The sequence below is a fragment of the Synechococcus sp. GEYO genome (assembly GCF_900473955.1).
Taxonomy (GTDB): Bacteria; Cyanobacteriota; Cyanobacteriia; order PCC-6307; family Cyanobiaceae; genus Synechococcus_C.
On the sequence record NZ_UCNL01000004.1, the window covers coordinates 155,601 to 171,469 of the forward strand.

Genomic DNA, 15,869 nt, shown 5'->3' on the forward strand with positions numbered 1-15,869 from the left:
CCTGCCACCTTGGTGGCAGCTCTGGCTATGACCCGGCCTGCCCCTAATCGGTTGTTGCGAGGCCTTCATCTCGGTTTGGGTGGTTTGTTGCTTCAGCCCTTCGCCTGGTTGCAGTCACTTTTCTGGGGCCGGGCTTTAAACCGCCTTGAGCTGCCTGACGATCCGGTCATCGTGTTCGGTCACTGGCGTAGCGGTACCACTTATCTCCATCAGTTAATGGCGGCGGATCCCGGCGCAGCCACGGCCAGGAACGCTCTCACCGTGGCTCCGCAGGTCGCTCTTGTGCTGAAGCCATGGATCATTGCTGTTCTCAATCGCTTGATGACAGCGACACGTCCGATCGATGCAGTGCCTTGGAGCGCTCTGGATCCTCAGGAAGATGAAATTGGTTTAGCTCGGCTCACCATGGATTCCCACATGGCTGGAGTGGCTTTCCCGCAGGATTACCTCAGGCACTTCCATCGCTGCACGCTGTCAACCACCCGAGAATTTCAGCAGCAGCTGTTGCACTTCACCCGGATCACCTGGGTGCATGATGGCGAAGGCAAGCGGCACTTATTGATTAAAAATCCAGCGCATACCGCTCGGGTGCCCTTGTTGTTAAACCTGTTCCCCAAGGCACGTTTTGTCTTGATGAAACGAGACCCTGCTGATGCAGTCCGTTCCCTGACGTTGGTAAAGCAGAAACTGGCGGATCTCATCGGCCTGCAGCCGGCTCCTGATCAGCAGCGGCAGGTGGAGGAAACGGCAATGGCGCACCGTTTGTTGCTTGAAGCTTTTGAATCAGCGCGACCCATAATTCCTGCCGGTCAGCTGGTGGAAGTGGACTACGCCGATCTGGTTCGATCACCCTTGGCCACCGTTGAAAGGATTTATCGGGACCTCTCCATTGAGGGTTGGGATCAGGCTTGTGATGCTGTACTAGCCAGAGTGGATCGAGCGCATACCTACAACGCTTGCCCGGTGCAGTTGGAGCCCCAGGCCGAGCAGCATTTGCAGGAGCTGATGGCCCCTGCAAATGCTCCTGATGATGAGGCCTACTGACCGAACGCCACCTGACAGGCGGCATTGAGCAGCTGGGCTTCGTTGCCGTTGTTAGGCGTTCCTCCGTTAATGGTTCCTTGCCGGCAATCGGCGTAGAACCTTGCCGTGTAGTCGCCGTCGTCGGCCTCAAACGTCACAGTGTCACCGGTGGCGGTGACGCTGGGGTAGTAGAGGGAGTACTCCGAGTCGGGCACAACGATGTAACTCACCTCGTTGCTCTGGGCAGTGTTCACAAGGCTGTTGATCACCCCGAAGGTGGCCATGCTTGCCACGCCCCAGGCGGCTGCCCGGCCTGGGTACCAGCCCCAGTTGTTGTAGTAGGAACCGCCGTACCAACCGCTGTTCCAGGGGCGGTTGTTGTACCAGTTGTTGCCGCTGTACCAACCGTTGCCGTAGCGATCCCAGTTGTTGATTGCATCACGACGCGTCTTACTCCTATTGTCGAGGCGGTCCGTACGGTTGTTCTGACGCGAGTTGACGCGGTCGGTGCGATTGTTCTGGCGGTTGGAGCTGTTGTTGCGCACCTGGTTCTGGCGGTCGCTCCTGGTGCCCTGCCGGTTGCTTTGGCGGTTCGCGCTGTTGGTGCGTGTCTGGCCTTGGCGGTTGCTCCGCGTGGTCTGCCTCGTGCCCTGACGACTGCTCGAACGGCTGCCAGAACGGTTGCCCGAGCGACTTCCGCTGTAGTTGCTGAAGCCAGTGCGACCACCACTTCTGGAGCTACTGCGGGAACTACTGCGAGAGCCGCGTGAACTGCTACGAGAGCCACCTCGAGAGCCGCCGCCACGCGAACCCCCGCCACCGCCGCGACGTTGGGCCAGCTGGATGTCCTCAGTGGCGCTTGGGGTGGCTGCTGATTCAGTACCGATGGCTGCTAATCCAGCCGCTGGTTGCAGTGCCAGAACTAGACCCAGCAGGCCGGCGAGACGATGTCTAGAGGATCGGCGAGTGTTGATTGTCATCGTCTGATAGCCTCCTTCAGTCGTTCACAGCCGTTGTCAAAACACGCCACATCCACGCGGCCATTGGCAGCGAAGACCATGCCCACCTTGGTGCGGCCTTGCATGGCATCACCGCTGCCTACCAACACATCGGCGAGATATTTGGTGTTTTTCACGCAGAAGGCTTCGTTGTTGAAACAGAGCTCCTCTGCTTTGAAATCGATCGTTGCGTTCTTGACTGAGCTCCACGGTTTCGTGTTGCTGGCTCGGCCTTCGATACGCACATAGGGATCATCGATCACGCGATAACTCACGGTCTCAGAGCCAAAGCTGTGGACGTATTCAGTGGTGTCGTCGACATTGGATGCCACGACAGTGCAGGAGTGGGTTTGACCTGCGCTTCTGCAGGTGGTTTCCAGGGTGTAAAGCTCCTGGGCTACCGCTGCGGATGCGCCGAGGCTGCCGAGCAAGACCGTCAGGCCCGTCAGCACCCTGCAGCGAAAGAAGCTGTGCATGGGTGTAGGGGGTCGCGGAGGATTGCAATCCTCCATGTCGACACCATGACCATGAATGGCTCACCAGGCCGTGGTTCTGCCTGATCGGGATCAGGTCGGCTGTTCAGAGGTACCTTGGCGCTAATGATTCGGCCTTCTGTTGTGCTCCGCCCCGTCGTTGTTGCGTTGGTGCTTTTGCTCTCGTCTGCCGGCTCTGTTCATGCCCTGGAGGACTGCAGCCTGATCAAGAGGCTGATGAACACGCTCGGTGCCTCAATGGCACGCAATCGGATGGTGATTGCAGCCTCGCAACAGACGGGTGACAACAAAACCCAGGCCGAGCAAGCCAGTGAATTGCTGTCGCGTCAGACCAGCAATTACAGGGATTTGAGGGAAGACTATGAACGTAACCGGTGCGGGCATGGCTGGGAATAATGCACAGCCAGAGCGGCGTCAGAGACTGCATGAGCTGCTGCTTGCCCTGATCGCTCGCCAGGAGGACCTTGAGCTGATGGATGCCGACGAACCCTCTGGCTTCACCAGTTCTGGCGTGGGTGAGGGCCCAGCGGAAGCAGCACGCTGGTTAGACCGTAACCGGCGTGTGCTGCAGCGCTATCAATCACTGGTGCGCACGGCAGTGACGTTGGATGCCATGTTGGACGCTGAGCAGGTTCTGCCCTCCAAGGAGATTTAGATCTCGATTCAGGGATGTTGAAACAGACCGGTTCAGTGCGATCACTGCTGTCGCTATTCCGGCATGTTCCCTCTGGCAATGAGCACAGACCGTTCAGGTCTGGCAGTCTGGGTCGACTCTCTGCCTCTGCATGGCTCGGTTTGGACTGACTGCTCTGCGTTCGCTGCTGCGCCGTAGTCCCCGTTCTGAAGCCTGGAGTGCTCCGCAAGCCAGCTGGAGTAGGCCCTTTGGACTGAACTGGGATCAGCCCTACACGGTCCGTTATGCCAGCAATCTCGATGACGGCCCAAATCACGGCATGCCACTTGGTGGCTTCGGGGCTGGCTGCATCGGCCGGGCTCCCGATGGCAATATCAACCTCTGGCATCTCGATGGTGGTGAGCACTGGTTTGGCGTGCTGCCCGATTGTCAGTTCGCGCTGTTTGAAGATAACGGCCGCAGCAGGCGCGCCCATGCCCTTGCGGTGAAGCCGCAGGCGGATGCCTCCAGACCGGAGGCGGCTGATCCACTTCAGGCATGGGACTGGTACCCCGCCAGCACGCGGGGGCGCAGCACTGGTACCTATGCCGCCCGCTATCCGCTCAGTTGGACGCAGTACGAAGGCGTATACGACGCCGATGTGCGCTGTGAAGCCTTCAGCCCGATTCTTCCTGGCGATTACCAGCGCACCAGTTATCCGGTGGCTGTGTTCGTGTGGACCTTGCGCAACCCCACCAAGAAGCCGCTGGATCTTTCGCTGATGCTGAGCTGGCGCAACAGCTGCGGTTGGTTCACCAATACCGATGCCTCGGCTGAAGTGCATTTCCGAGATGACGGCAGCCCGGAGCACAACTACGCCCCGGCGATCGGTTGCACCGAGGGGCAGCGCAACCGCTATGTCGATGACGGCACGCTGCGGGGACTGCTGCTTGAGGGCGATGTCTCCGCACCGATCGCTGAAGGCGAAGGGCAGTGGTGCATTGCAACAGTCGAGCAACCAGGCGTGAGCATTCAACGCTGCAGCCGCTGGAACCCTGCGGGTGATGGCAGTGAGCTGTGGAACAGCTTCAGCGATGATGGCTCGATCCCCAACAGCAACAATGATCGCCGCAGTGGCAGCGATGATCCACTCAGTGCAGCCCTAGCGGTTCGCTGTCAGCTGGCTCCCGGAGAGAGCATCGAGATCCCTGTGGTGATCAGCTGGGATCTACCGGTGACGGCCTTTGCCACTGGCAGCAGAGCCCTGCGCAGGTACACCGACTTCTTTGGTACTGGAGGCAACCAGGCCGCGTCGATTGCCGCCGAAGCATTGCGCGACTGGAAGCCGTGGAGGGATCAGATCGACGCCTGGCAGCAGCCGGTGCTGCAGCGCAGTGAGCTGCCGGAGTCGTTGAGGATGGCGCTGTTCAATGAGCTCTACGACCTCTGCAGTGGTGGCAGCCTCTGGAGTGCGGCATCACCGGAGGATCCCCACGGACGTTTCGGCGTACTCGAGTGCCTCGACTACGCCTGGTATGAAAGCTTGGACGTGCGCCTCTATGGCTCCTTTGCCTTGCTGCAGCTTTGGCCGGAGCTGGATAAATCGGTGCTGCGCAGCTTTGCCCGGGCGATCCCTGCTGCGGATGCCACCCAGAGACCGATCGGCTGGTATTTCACCCAGGGCAAGGGCCGGGTGGAAGCTGATCGCAAGGTGAAGGGCGCAACCCCGCATGATCTGGGTGCCCCTAATGAGCAGCCCTGGGATGCTACTAACTACACCGCCTACCAGGATTGCAACCTCTGGAAGGATCTCGGCAGCGATTTCGTGCTGCAGGTGTGGCGCACCTACAAGCTGGCCCCCAGCGGCGAAGACTTGAGGTTTCTGGCGGAGTGCTGGCCAGCTGCCGTTGAAGCGCTGCGCTACCTGAAAACCTTTGATGTGAATGACGACGGCCTGCCGGACAACGGTGGAGCGCCGGATCAGACCTTCGACGATTGGCCTTTGAAAGGTGTGAGTGCCTATTGCGGTGCACTTTGGATCGCTGCCCTGGAGGCGGCGTTGGCGATCGCCCAGACGCTGCAGCTCAAGACCGGATTGGAGACGTCCTCCGAGCAGCATGAGTTCGGCTGCTGGCTGGAGCAATCGCGCAGCAATTTCGACAAGCTGCTTTGGAACGGCGAGTTTTACGACATTGATGCCGAAAGCGGCACGCCGGTGGTGATGGCTGATCAGCTTTGCGGCGATTTCTATGCTCGTCTGCTCGGCCTTGAGCCTGTGGTGAGTGACGCCAACAGTCGCAGCACGCTCAAGGCGGTGAAGGAAGCTTGTTTCGAAAACTTTGAAGGTGGAACGCTGGGCGTGGCTAACGGCCTGCGCCGCGATGGCACTCCACTGGACCCAAACGGCACCCATCCTTTGGAGGTGTGGACTGGCATCAACTTCGGCATTGCCAGTTATTTCCAATTGATGGGCGAAGAGACAACAGCCGTAGCCATCTGTTCAGCGGTGGTTAATCAGGTGTATTCGGGTGGGTTGCAATTCCGCACGCCGGAAGCGATCACGGCAGTGAATACCTTTCGAGCCTGTCATTACTTACGTGCTATGGCGATCTGGGGGTTGTGGGCAACGCAGACAGATTGGCAAGTTATTCCTGGGGCTCAGCGGGGTTCATAGAAGCTGGTCTGGATTACACGATGGCGAACATCAACAGCTGTTCCTGGAAGCTGTTTGTGCGTGGTGGCGCTGAAGTGTGGGGCGGTGACCGTGGAACGGACTGGCGCGCGAGCGGCGGTGTCACCTGGCAGTTCTGATTTCTCTTGAGAAACTCAGTTCAATTCAGACCAGTACCACCTCCAGCGGATCACTGAGCGACAGCGTTTCGTGATCGCGCTGGTTGGTGTCCGCAAGCTCAAGGTTGAAAAACGATGCCGACGCTGCCTCAAAAAGTGGACCTGCGTGCCAGGTTCCCACGTGTAATTTGATGCCTTCTCCAGGGTTCAGCTTCAACAGCCATGCCGCTGAAGCATCGAGTACGGGCCCTTGGGTATCGGGCGGTGCTAGCAGCATCCAGAAGGGCCGCCCCTCGGGAGAGCTCAGGTATTGAGTCGCTTGCAGATGCCGGGTCATCGCTGTGATCGGTTGCCGGCGACGGTGGATGCGCATCACGTAGTAACGCAGCTGGCCTGGGCCGAATCTCAGCTCGGCATCCTGGTCTCCAGACGGTGTCATGTCGTCGACTTCGCGCAGACCAGTGCCGCAAGAGTCCAGACGCGGATCCAGCAAAGACGCCGCTTTGAGTGATTCATGACTAATCATGGTCACAGCTTCCACGCTTTGTTCATGCTCGCGCTGCGTCGTCTGTTCTGCACATTGCTGGTTGCAGTGATGCTGCTGCTTCTCACCCCTGCAGCGGCCAGTGCCCAGGTGCATGAGCATCAAGATGAAAACGGTGCTCCGATGCTGCGCAGCCTAGAGAGCTTGAGGGATCTCGATTATCAGAGTTGGCAAGCCGTGGCCTATCGGGTAGGCAAGCCGGGTAATCCAGTGGTTCTGCGCATCGTTGGCTACCCAGGCAAGATGCGTCTTGAGCACCCCACATCGCTGCTGGTGCAAGCCGGCGTGAAGGAATGGCAGCTCGATGACATCACGCTTGATAACCCGGTTCTGGCCAGCGACGGTCGCGAGGCAGCTGTGGAATTTGCCCTCGATCCATTGCTGAATGACCTCACCAACAAGCGCCCGTTACGTCTCTTCTTGCCCGGTGTGTTCAATGAAATGCCTGTGCCTCCCTATGTGGTGGCTGAATGGCGTGATGTGCAGACCGAGCCGCTGAGCTGATGGCGGGTCTGGCACAACCGGAGCAGCGCTGGATTCCCTGGATGCGCCGGGCTCTACAGCTGGCGGCTCTGGCGGAAGGACTCACCAGCCCCAACCCGCTGGTGGGAGCGGTTGTGCTGGATTCAGACGGCCTCTTGGTGGGTGAGGGTTTCCATGCGAGGGCTGGGCAGCCCCATGCCGAACCTGGAGCCCTCAAGCAGGCTGGCGAAGCCGCCCGTGGCGGCACGATCGTGGTCACGCTCGAGCCCTGCTGTCATCAGGGCAGAACACCTCCTTGCACCGAGGCGATCCTTGCCGCTGGCATCCAGCGGGTTGTGGTGGCGCTCACTGACCCTGATCCGAGGGTTGCGGGTGGAGGGTTGCAACGCTTGCGCGATGCAGGCTTGGAGGTGATCAGCGGAATCCTGGAGCCAGAAGCCGCCCATCAGAACCGGGCCTTTGTGCATCGGGTGCGCACTGGTCGTCCCTGGGGGCTTCTCAAGTGGGCGATGAGCCTGGATGGGCGCACGGCGCTGCCGAATGGCGCCAGTCAGTGGATCAGTGGTCCGCCGGCGCGGGCCTGGGTGCATCAACTTAGAGCGCAATGCGATGCCGTGATCGTGGGCGGTGGTACCGCGCGTGCCGACGATCCGCTGCTCACCAGCCGAGGTCGCCGCACGCCCGAACCGTTGCGAGTTGTGCTCAGCCGCAGCCTTGATCTGCCCGCTGCCGCACAGCTGTGGCAGCAGGATGTCGCCTCCACCTTGGTGGCCCATGCATTCTCGGAAGCGGTGGAGCCTCAGGCCAGCAGATTGGCTGCTTTGCAAGCTCAGGGGGTGGAGCTGCAAAGGCTCGATCGCTGTGAGCCTGAATTCCTGTTGAGTGAACTTGCACGCCGTGGTTGCAACCGGGTGCTGTGGGAATGCGGCCCGGGTCTGGCCTCAGCGGCGTTGCAACAGGGTTGTGTCCAAGAGATTGCCGCGGTGATTGCCCCCAAGCTGCTGGGTGGAGAGTTGGCGCGAACGCCGCTGGGCGATCTGGGCTTCACAGCGATGGATCAGGTGCTGAGTTTGAACTCTGAGCCAGGCCTCAGCCTTGGCCAAGACCTGCTGCTAAGGGCGCAACTCAGTTCTTGCGCAGCTCCGAACTGAACCGACCGATCAGAATTCCCATCACCACCGCCAGATACAGCTGGCCCACCACTCCTGTGCTGACTGCCAGCATCCGGGCTAAGGGGTGAACCGGAGTGATGTCGCCGAATCCCAGTGTCGTGAGACAGATGAACGCGAAATAGTTGATCTGCGCAAACGCTGGAGTGAAATGCAGCACGCTGGTGTTGCCCACCACATCGGCCCCTGGCAGGGCGACTGGTTCGAAGCTGCCGGGCTGAATCGTTTCGACCCCACTCATCACCAAACCAGAGGTCAGCCCGAGCAATAGGTAACCAGCGGCTGCTCCCATCAGCACCTGTGTGTTCACGCGTTGTTCGCTGGCCAGTCGTTTTACCAGGCGCACCACGCTCCAGCCCACCAGAAGGCTCCAGCTCACCACCAGTGGGATGGCACTGAGGCGCCAGTGAACAGGCGTCAATAACCACCAAAGCTGAGTGAGCAGCGCAAGGATCCCCAGTGCCTGATACATCCGGTCGTGCAGTCTCAGCACGTGTTTGCGCAGCATCACCAGCTGGGTGAGCAGCAGCGCAATCAAGGCATAACCCAGGTTTCCTAGCCAGGTGATGCGAGGGAAGGCGAAGCTCGCCATCACCAGTAGGCAGAGCAGTAGCAACAACTGATAGATCGCTTCTTTTCTGTTCGTGCGTCCTGGATCCGATTGCATCCCGTTCACCATGCTTAGTTCGAGAATGGCGAGGTTTGCCAGTGCTGGCGAGCATCAGCTCAATGATGCGTCGTTCGGTTCTCCGCCATCGCGCTGCGACCGGGCTTGGAATCTCGGCTTTAGCCTGACGGCAGCACAGGACGTGATTTATGCCGATCCGCGAGGACGACAACCGCCCCAATCGCCGCTTTGGAATTCTCAACCTGGTGCTAATCGGATTTGGTGTGTTGCTGCTGCTCAGCAGCTTCATTCCCAATCAGGGCATGCAGCAGGTTCCGCGCGTGCCTTATTCCCTGTTTATTGATCAGGTGAATGACGGCGCTGTAAAGCGCGCCTACATCACACAAGATCAGATTCGTTACGAGCTCTCTGAAGCCGAAGAGGGAGCGCCTTCGGTGCTGGCCACCACGCCGATCTTTGATATGGATCTGCCTCAGCGCCTGGAGACCAAGGGCGTTGAGTTCGCCGCGGCACCGCCGAAGAAGCCCAATATTTTCACCACGATTCTCAGCTGGGTGGTTCCCCCGCTGATTTTCATCCTCGTGCTCCAGTTCTTTGCACGCCGTTCGATGGGCGGCGGTGGAGCCCAGGGAGCCCTGAATTTCACCAAGAGCAAGGCCAAGGTCTACGTGCCCGACGAGCAGTCGCGCGTCACCTTTGCTGATGTGGCCGGTGTTGATGAGGCCAAGGACGAACTGGCCGAGATCGTTGATTTCCTCAAGTCGTCGGATCGCTATACCGAGATCGGTGCGCGTATCCCCAAAGGTGTGCTCTTAGTAGGCCCTCCCGGAACTGGTAAAACGCTGCTCTCCAAAGCAGTCGCTGGTGAGGCGGGTGTGCCCTTCTTCATCATCAGCGGCTCGGAATTTGTCGAGCTGTTTGTTGGTGCTGGTGCCGCTCGCGTCCGCGATCTGTTTGAGCAGGCCAAGAAGAACGCTCCCTGCATCATTTTCATCGACGAATTGGATGCCATCGGCAAGAGCCGTTCTGGCTCGATGGGCGTTGTCGGCGGTAACGATGAGCGGGAGCAGACCCTCAATCAGCTGCTCACTGAGATGGATGGCTTTGCATCCAAGGACAAGCCGGTGATTGTGTTGGCAGCCACCAACCAACCGGAAGTGCTGGATGCCGCTCTGCTGCGTCCCGGACGCTTCGATCGCCAGGTGCTGGTGGATCGTCCCGATCTCTCTGGCCGTAAGACGATCCTGGAGATTTATGCCAAGAAAGTGAAGCTCGCCGACGAGGTCGACCTCGACCGCATTGCTCAGGCCACCAGTGGCTTTGCAGGTGCAGACCTAGCCAACCTTGTGAATGAGGCCGCACTCTTGGCTGCCCGTGCCATGCGCACCAAGGTGGAGCAGCAGGACCTCGGTGAGGCGATCGAACGTGTCGTTGCCGGTCTGGAGAAGAAGAGTCGTGTCCTCCAGGACGATGAAAAGAAGGTGGTGGCTTATCACGAGGTGGGTCACGCCATCGTGGGGCACCTGATGCCTGGCGGTAGCAAGGTGGCCAAGATCTCGATCGTGCCCCGCGGCATGAGTGCACTGGGCTACACATTGCAGCTCCCCACCGAAGAACGCTTCCTCAATTCCAGGGAAGAACTCCAAGGTCAGATCGCCACACTGCTGGGTGGTCGCTCAGCAGAGGAGGTGGTGTTCGGCAAAGTCACCACTGGTGCATCCAACGACTTGCAGCGAGCCACGGACATTGCCGAGCAGATGGTGGGCACCTACGGCATGAGTGAAACCCTCGGACCACTGGCCTACGACAAGCAGGGAGGTGGGCGCTTCCTCGGTGGCAACAACAACCCTCGCCGCACCGTCAGCGATGCAACGGCTCAGGCCATCGACAAGGAAGTGCGAGCTCTTGTCGACACCGCCCATGACCAGGCCCTCACGATCCTGCGTCAGAACATGGCTCTGCTGGAGACCATCTCTCAGAAGATTCTCGAGAAGGAAGTGATTGAAGGCGATGAGCTCAAAGAGATGCTTGATGCAAGCGTCATGCCTGAGGCAATTGCTGCCTGAGGCTTGACGGATTCACTGTTTTTCCCCGATAACGTTCCTTTGAAGTCAGTCCATGACGTCCGCCACCACCAGCGTTGCTGCCGTCCTCTCAGCACTGAGCGGCAAAGACTTCCTCTCCTCGGCGGACACCACAGCTGAGCAGACAACGGCATTGCTCGAGCTGGCAAGTCAGCTCAAGAGTGGTGACCGCCGGATTGATCTCGGCAACCGTGTGCTGGGCTTGATCTTCACCAAAGCCTCCACACGGACGCGCGTGAGTTTCCAGGTGGCGATGGCCAGGCTTGGCGGCCAGACCGTCGACCTCAATCCTCAGGTCACCCAGCTGGGCCGCGGTGAGCCCTTGGAAGACACCGCCAGAGTGCTGAGTCGCTTCTGCGATGTGCTCGCGGTGCGCACCTACGCCCAGCAAGAGCTTGCCGATTACGCCTACTGGGCCTCGATTCCGGTGATCAACGCTCTCACCGATCTGGAGCATCCTTGCCAGGCCCTGGCCGACTTTCTCACCATGCAGGAAGCGTTTGGCGAGCTTCAAGGTCAGACGTTGACCTATGTGGGCGATGGCAACAACGTGGCCCACTCCTTGATGCTCTGTGGCGCTCTGTTGGGCGTCAATGTACGCATCGCCTGTCCTGATGGATTTGAGCCACTACCTGGCGTGCTTGAGCAGGCCCGTTCCCTCGCTGTTGGCGGTGCTGAGATCAGCGTCAGCAGTGATCCTGCTGCTGCTGTTGCCGGTGCGCAGGCGCTTTACACCGATGTCTGGGCTTCCATGGGCCAGGAACAGGAGCAACTCGAACGCCAACAGGCCTTCCAAGGGTTCTGCGTGAATGAAGAGCTGCTGGCCAAAGCCGACTCGCGCGCCATCGTATTGCACTGCTTGCCTGCCCATCGCGGTGAAGAGATCAGTGCGGAGGTGATGGAGGGCACTGCCAGCCGGATCTTTGATCAGGCGGAAAATCGCTTGCATGCCCAACAGGCTTTGCTGGCTGCCTTGCTGGGCGGTCTCTGATCAGAGCTCAACGAGAGTCCTCGAATAGTTTCAGGCACTTCTCTGTGGCTGATTTGTGGACCAGCTTGAACTACAGCTCAAGTTTGTTTTGGCGGATATGATGAAATAATCAGAATTGTTCTATTGTTAATGCTGGATATTGTTAGTTTTTGAAGTCAATGTTCGGGTGTGTTGTGTAGGAGCAACATTGACGACAACGATCAAAGATGAATAAAAAAGAGGCTGGTTACTCCAGCCTCGAATTGATTTTGTTTGGATGTGATTCCTAATAACAATGATCAGTGAGATCAGGTTTTCGGCCTCAAGATTCAGCTGAAGAAGCTGAGAAGACCAGAGAAATCGATTCCTTTGGTGGATTCGTTGAACCCCCAGACCTGCTGGATGATTCCTTTTCCGGTGATGGCTTCAACGGCAAGGCCGATCATCAGGCCCAGCATGGCAGCGCGACCGTTGAGCTTTTCACTGAAAACCTTCTGTGGATCAGGGGTGTTGGAGGATGAAGACGTCATGACGAGACAGCTGTTTTGTAGATGTTAACGAAAGTAACGAAGTGTTGACGAACGCGCCCTGTGGCTTTGCTGCAACATTTGATGCTTTGTGCAGCTGGCTGAGGAGATCAGCCCCGGAGCCTTAGAGCATGCGCTGACCCCAGCGTCCATCGATGAACCACTTCAAGACGATTGCTCCCTGGGGTGGAATTAAGTCAGTTGATGTCGTCGCGTGATGGAAACCACAAACAGGAGCTGACATGCACGCTGGTCGTGGTTATCACGCCAGTGTTGCGAAACAACTTTGACTGTGATCTGTACGGCTTCGGCCCAGTCAATCGGCACAGAAATTGCAGACGGAAAGCGTCTGCCCTATCGAGCACCGGCTTGTTCTTTGCGAGCCCTCGACTACGACGAGTCGCAAATGAAAGAAAGCGATGACATCAGGCGTGAACAGCAGTCGGAGTTGATCTACGACTGTTGATCAAGTCAATTCACGATGCGCATCTGCTCAGAGCAGCCACCATCCCAGTAGCAGACCGATGATCAGGCCCTTGAGCCAAACTAAGGCTGCCATCTGATAGTTGCTCAGGCCTAGCTTTTTCTGAATCCAGTTAAACGCCTGCTCATCTGCGAAGAAGACGGCACGAATAGGACGGACAATCCATTCCATGGAGAGACTCTCATTCGTTCCATCGTCATTGCTGGCATCGAGTTGCGTCAAGTGATGGTCTTGAGTCGTTATTCCATGGCTGCTTGTGAAGGCGTAGTGGAGTGCTGATCAGGATGGTGCAGCTTTCTTAAAGTGGCTTGTTTGCTCTGCCAGTGATGAAATTCATTGCAGTGCTGGGCTTCAGCGCTCTGTCAGGACTTCTTTGGGGTGGGGGGCTCGTGAAGGCTTGAACCTTCAACTCTCCTGGCTGAAGCTGACAGTTTTTCTTTGTGCTCCCAGGACAGGAACGCGTCATGTCGTCGTGAAATGGTCCTGATCGGGCAGGTTTTTGAATCTGATCTGCTGGTTGGTTGGCTGTTGGCTGCTGAAACCACAGCACTAGCTCTGGTGTGTTTGAGGCTTATTTCTGTATTTTCTCCAGATATGGTGCTACTAGGTAACTTGAAGCTGGCTGTTGAGAACCGTTCTTGGAGTTACAAACTCAAGCACCAGCACTGAGCACTCGTTAGACATCAAGTTCGCTGAACAATCAACTGATGACGGACGGTTGGCTCAAGGATCCACAAAAGTTCTGGGCTGTGAGGTTTCACAGGGAGCCGCAAAGTGGCCATAAAGATGTTCGTGTTCTCGTCGATCACGGCAGGAAGTTGTCTCGGGATCAGCCTGCACTGTTGAAGTCTCGTCGCAACATGCGCTATGAGGATGCGATTTCGTTGTACAAGGAGCTGCAGCACATTGGCTGGACTCATTGCGAAGCAGTTTGGTGATCGTTCTTGTTGAGTGAGTATCGCCAGAACTTTCGTTCCGTCTTTAGCGATTCCTGAGCTGATCTCACTCCAACGCCAGTTTCTGGACCGTTGTGTAGTCAAGTGATTTTGACGCTCTTTTGAAGTATTTGCTGATCTTCCAGTTGAGGACACTAGCTGGTGTATTAAATCCTTTGTTGTATTTATGGCATTTGCCTTGGATGATTAAGTGGCCCATCTGAGTGCCGTTATTAATGACTTTAAAATCAATTGCTTCGATATCCCCTATTCTTTCGTTTTTTCGTATTTTGCTGAACTGCAGTAAGTAGTCTAGTCCGGAATTTGCCATCTCAAGTTGTCAATTGCTTGAAGCCTAATCTCGATGTTCTCTTGCCGCGCAGAGATCGTTGATTTGATGATTCACGAGGTCAGTCTTTAATCAAGCACTTCGATCTCCACGGCTGTCTTGCCGTCGTTGTCAACGTCGAGTGCAGTTGCTGAGCCGTGGGCAAGGTCAATCACTGTGCCTTGCTTGAACGGTTTGCGGTCATTGATGACAACCGTCACGCTTTTGTTGTTGTCGAGGCGCGTGACTTTGACTTTGGTTCCCATCGGCAGGCTGCTGTGGGCTGCGGTCATCGTTCCTTTTTTGAGAATCTCACCGCTTGTGGTCTTGTTGCCGTAGAGCCCTGGCCCATACCAGGAGGCCTGGCCCTGCACGGCCTGGGATGTTGGCTTGTTGTCTGTCACAGCGTCTTTACCGCAGCCAATGGCGCTGAAGATCAGCAGGATTGAGGCGAGCTTGATCAGTCGTTGCATGAAAGACATCTGCAGCTGACAAGCCTTCGTTGGAGGTAGCAAGGCTGATCGCCTCTGTCATCGCTGCTTTTGGCCCTGGGAGTGATGTCGTAGTTCCTGCTGATGGAGCCTGATGGGTTCGCCAGAATCCTGGCAATGCAACGGTACCGCTGAGTTGATCGCAGCTTCTCCTGAACCTTTCTCAATGCCGGGTGGGCCAATTACCGTTGTTCTCTTGCATGGTTACACCGGGGCCCCAGCTGAGCTCTCTCTATTGGCTGAGGCGTTGCATGCCCAGGGCTTTGGTGTGGAAGCGCCTTTGCTTGTCGGTCATGGAACCTGCCTTGAGGATCTGATGCCTGTGCGGCCCCACCAGTGGTTGGAGCAGATCGATGGCGTCGTTGACCGACTTCTGGGTCAGGGCCAACGCGTTGTCGTTGCTGGCTTGTCCTTGGGTTCAATCCTCGCGATACAGGCGGGAATACGGCGTCCGCATGTTGAAGCTGTGATTGCTTATTCCCCACCGATCGTGAGTGGCGATCCTCGAGCCCTGATTGCCCCGTTGTTGTCTCTACTTTTTCCTTCGGTGCCGCGTCCTGCCGACGATTCCGTGGATCCGGCAATAGCTGAGCGTGTTTGGAAGTACCCGCGTTGGCCCAGTCGCTGCAGCGTGCGCGTGTTGGATCTCATTGCCGCCACCAGGAGGCAGTTGGGGAATCTGCATCAACCCTTGCTGGTGATGGCCAGCACACTCGACAACGTGATCACGCGTCGAGGTGTGGAATTACTTCAGCAGCGAGCCGGCTCTGAACGTGTGCAGGTGCATTGGTTGGAGGGCAGTGGCCACGTGATCACCGCAGATGCTGAGTGGAAAACGGTGGCTGATCAAACCCTGATTTTTTTGAAAGACCTTTAGGGTTAACGCACTCCAAATTTCACCAATGGACCAGCAGGAACGAGACAATTGGCAAAAGGTTCTCGACTCCCTAGAAGCCGCCGGCGACACCGAAAGTGCCTTTTACGTTCGTGCTCGTGCCATCTGTAGTGGTGATCCCGATCCGATGCTCGCTTGGGAGGCTGGATCTTGAGCATCGATCCTCTTCAGCAAGGCCTTGAGCAGTCGTTTGAAACGGAACGATGGGGGCGGCTGATTCGTGATTGCGACGACATAGAAACTCTCAGGCAAACAGCGCTGTCTTTGCTGCAACAAGTCACGCAAATGAAGGTCGCCAGTACCTGGATGGCATCGAGAGCTTCGGAGTCTGAAAACGCCAAGTTGGAAATCTTGGCGAAACTGATCAAGGAACGATCCGAGCGCCCCCAGGAGCAGACAGAACAGTGAGCAAC

General features: G+C 57.5%; 22 protein-coding genes. 14 read left to right on the top strand and 8 right to left on the bottom strand.

The annotated features are described in order from the left end of the window. The first annotated feature begins 27 nt into the window (after positions 1–27). Complete coding sequence (locus DXY37_RS03135) at positions 28–1,044, top strand: sulfotransferase (protein WP_115125390.1); 1,017 nt, start codon at positions 28–30, stop codon at positions 1,042–1,044. On the opposite strand, the gene DXY37_RS03140 is transcribed toward DXY37_RS03135, so the two are convergent. Next, on the bottom strand, positions 1,038–2,003 hold the full coding sequence (locus DXY37_RS03140; protein ID WP_115125306.1) for a hypothetical protein: 966 nt from the start codon (positions 2,001–2,003) through the stop codon (positions 1,038–1,040). The genes DXY37_RS03135 and DXY37_RS03140 overlap by 7 nt on opposite strands. Then, positions 2,000–2,497, bottom strand: coding sequence for a hypothetical protein (locus tag DXY37_RS03145; protein ID WP_115125391.1), 498 nt, complete (start codon positions 2,495–2,497; stop codon positions 2,000–2,002). Before DXY37_RS03145 ends, DXY37_RS03140 begins: the two co-directional genes overlap by 4 nt. A 141-nt stretch (positions 2,498–2,638) precedes the next feature. On the opposite strand from DXY37_RS03145, the gene DXY37_RS03150 reads away from it, so the two are divergent. From DXY37_RS03150 to DXY37_RS03160, 3 genes are all read left to right on the top strand, one after another. Then, the gene (locus DXY37_RS03150; RefSeq protein WP_179948838.1) at positions 2,639–2,911 is read left to right on the top strand and encodes a hypothetical protein; all 273 of its coding nucleotides are present in this window, start codon (positions 2,639–2,641) and stop codon (positions 2,909–2,911) included. After that, entirely contained in the window at positions 2,898–3,170 is a 273-nt protein-coding gene (locus tag DXY37_RS03155) for a hypothetical protein (protein WP_115125307.1), read from the top strand. The genes DXY37_RS03150 and DXY37_RS03155 overlap by 14 nt, the downstream gene beginning before the upstream one ends. 130 nt (positions 3,171–3,300) lie before the next feature. Continuing rightward, positions 3,301–5,802, top strand: a complete 2,502-nt coding sequence (locus DXY37_RS03160) for a GH116 family glycosyl hydrolase (protein ID WP_115125308.1) — start codon at positions 3,301–3,303, stop codon at positions 5,800–5,802. Positions 5,803–5,964: 162 nt separating this feature from the next. On the opposite strand, the gene DXY37_RS03165 is transcribed toward DXY37_RS03160, so the two are convergent. Beyond that, complete coding sequence (locus tag DXY37_RS03165) at positions 5,965–6,444, bottom strand: ureidoglycolate lyase (RefSeq protein ID WP_115125392.1); 480 nt, start codon at positions 6,442–6,444, stop codon at positions 5,965–5,967. A 24-nt stretch (positions 6,445–6,468) separates the two neighbouring features. Here DXY37_RS03165 and DXY37_RS03170 point away from each other — a divergent pair, with 24 nt between their 5' ends. Together DXY37_RS03170 and ribD are read left to right on the top strand one after the other, a co-directional pair. After that, positions 6,469–6,966: a DUF3122 domain-containing protein gene (locus tag DXY37_RS03170; RefSeq protein ID WP_170951756.1), complete on the top strand. Its 498-nt coding sequence runs from the start codon at positions 6,469–6,471 to the stop codon at positions 6,964–6,966. Continuing rightward, on the top strand, positions 6,966–8,096 hold the full coding sequence (gene ribD, locus DXY37_RS03175) for a bifunctional diaminohydroxyphosphoribosylaminopyrimidine deaminase/5-amino-6-(5-phosphoribosylamino)uracil reductase RibD (RefSeq protein ID WP_115125309.1): 1,131 nt from the start codon (positions 6,966–6,968) through the stop codon (positions 8,094–8,096). Before DXY37_RS03170 ends, ribD begins: the two co-directional genes overlap by 1 nt. Here the strand turns inward: ribD and DXY37_RS03180 are convergent. Next, on the bottom strand, positions 8,071–8,781 hold the full coding sequence (locus DXY37_RS03180) for a potassium channel family protein (protein ID WP_115125310.1): 711 nt from the start codon (positions 8,779–8,781) through the stop codon (positions 8,071–8,073). The two genes, ribD and DXY37_RS03180, sit on opposite strands and share 26 nt — an antisense overlap. Before the next feature lie 149 nt (positions 8,782–8,930). On the opposite strand from DXY37_RS03180, the gene ftsH reads away from it, so the two are divergent. Continuing rightward, positions 8,931–10,808, top strand: a complete 1,878-nt coding sequence (gene ftsH / locus DXY37_RS03185) for an ATP-dependent zinc metalloprotease FtsH (RefSeq protein ID WP_115125311.1) — start codon at positions 8,931–8,933, stop codon at positions 10,806–10,808. A 52-nt stretch (positions 10,809–10,860) separates the two neighbouring features. Next, positions 10,861–11,817 (top strand): ornithine carbamoyltransferase, encoded by a 957-nt coding sequence (gene argF / locus DXY37_RS03190; RefSeq protein ID WP_115125312.1) that lies wholly within the window; start codon positions 10,861–10,863, stop codon positions 11,815–11,817. A 308-nt stretch (positions 11,818–12,125) separates the two neighbouring features. Here the strand turns inward: argF and DXY37_RS03195 are convergent, their stop codons facing one another. Beyond that, positions 12,126–12,326, bottom strand: coding sequence for a hypothetical protein (locus DXY37_RS03195; protein WP_179948839.1), 201 nt, complete (start codon positions 12,324–12,326; stop codon positions 12,126–12,128). Positions 12,327–12,609: 283 nt separating this feature from the next. Between DXY37_RS03195 and DXY37_RS03200 the strand changes: the two genes are divergently transcribed. Further along, positions 12,610–12,789 carry a hypothetical protein gene (locus DXY37_RS03200; protein ID WP_067094396.1) on the top strand — a complete coding sequence of 60 codons (180 nt, stop codon included), beginning with the start codon at positions 12,610–12,612 and terminating at the stop codon, positions 12,787–12,789. A gap of 27 nt (positions 12,790–12,816) precedes the next feature. Here the strand turns inward: DXY37_RS03200 and DXY37_RS03205 are convergent, their stop codons facing one another. Then, positions 12,817–12,978, bottom strand: a complete 162-nt coding sequence (locus DXY37_RS03205; protein ID WP_197459875.1) for a hypothetical protein — start codon at positions 12,976–12,978, stop codon at positions 12,817–12,819. Between the two features lie 306 nt (positions 12,979–13,284). On the opposite strand from DXY37_RS03205, the gene DXY37_RS03210 reads away from it, so the two are divergent. Both DXY37_RS03210 and DXY37_RS03215 read left to right on the top strand, forming a co-directional pair. After that, positions 13,285–13,476 (top strand): hypothetical protein, encoded by a 192-nt coding sequence (locus DXY37_RS03210; protein ID WP_115125314.1) that lies wholly within the window; start codon positions 13,285–13,287, stop codon positions 13,474–13,476. 38 nt (positions 13,477–13,514) lie between these two features. Then, on the top strand, positions 13,515–13,745 hold the full coding sequence (locus DXY37_RS03215) for a DUF1651 domain-containing protein (protein WP_115125315.1): 231 nt from the start codon (positions 13,515–13,517) through the stop codon (positions 13,743–13,745). 64 nt (positions 13,746–13,809) lie between these two features. On the opposite strand, the gene DXY37_RS03220 is transcribed toward DXY37_RS03215, so the two are convergent. Then, positions 13,810–14,073, bottom strand: a complete 264-nt coding sequence (locus tag DXY37_RS03220; RefSeq protein WP_115125316.1) for a hypothetical protein — start codon at positions 14,071–14,073, stop codon at positions 13,810–13,812. A gap of 86 nt (positions 14,074–14,159) precedes the next feature. After that, the gene (locus tag DXY37_RS03225) at positions 14,160–14,552 is read right to left on the bottom strand and encodes a septal ring lytic transglycosylase RlpA family protein (RefSeq protein ID WP_115125317.1); all 393 of its coding nucleotides are present in this window, start codon (positions 14,550–14,552) and stop codon (positions 14,160–14,162) included. A 103-nt stretch (positions 14,553–14,655) separates the two neighbouring features. On the opposite strand from DXY37_RS03225, the gene DXY37_RS03230 reads away from it, so the two are divergent. From DXY37_RS03230 to DXY37_RS03235, 3 genes are read left to right on the top strand one after another with little or no spacing between them, the layout of a single operon-like run. Next, positions 14,656–15,438: a carboxylesterase gene (locus tag DXY37_RS03230; RefSeq protein ID WP_244276808.1), complete on the top strand. Its 783-nt coding sequence runs from the start codon at positions 14,656–14,658 to the stop codon at positions 15,436–15,438. Positions 15,439–15,463: 25 nt separating this feature from the next. Further along, complete coding sequence (locus tag DXY37_RS13185; protein ID WP_170951757.1) at positions 15,464–15,610, top strand: hypothetical protein; 147 nt, start codon at positions 15,464–15,466, stop codon at positions 15,608–15,610. Then, on the top strand, positions 15,607–15,864 hold the full coding sequence (locus DXY37_RS03235; RefSeq protein ID WP_115125394.1) for a hypothetical protein: 258 nt from the start codon (positions 15,607–15,609) through the stop codon (positions 15,862–15,864). Before DXY37_RS13185 ends, DXY37_RS03235 begins: the two co-directional genes overlap by 4 nt. The last annotated feature ends 5 nt before the right edge of the window (positions 15,865–15,869 follow it).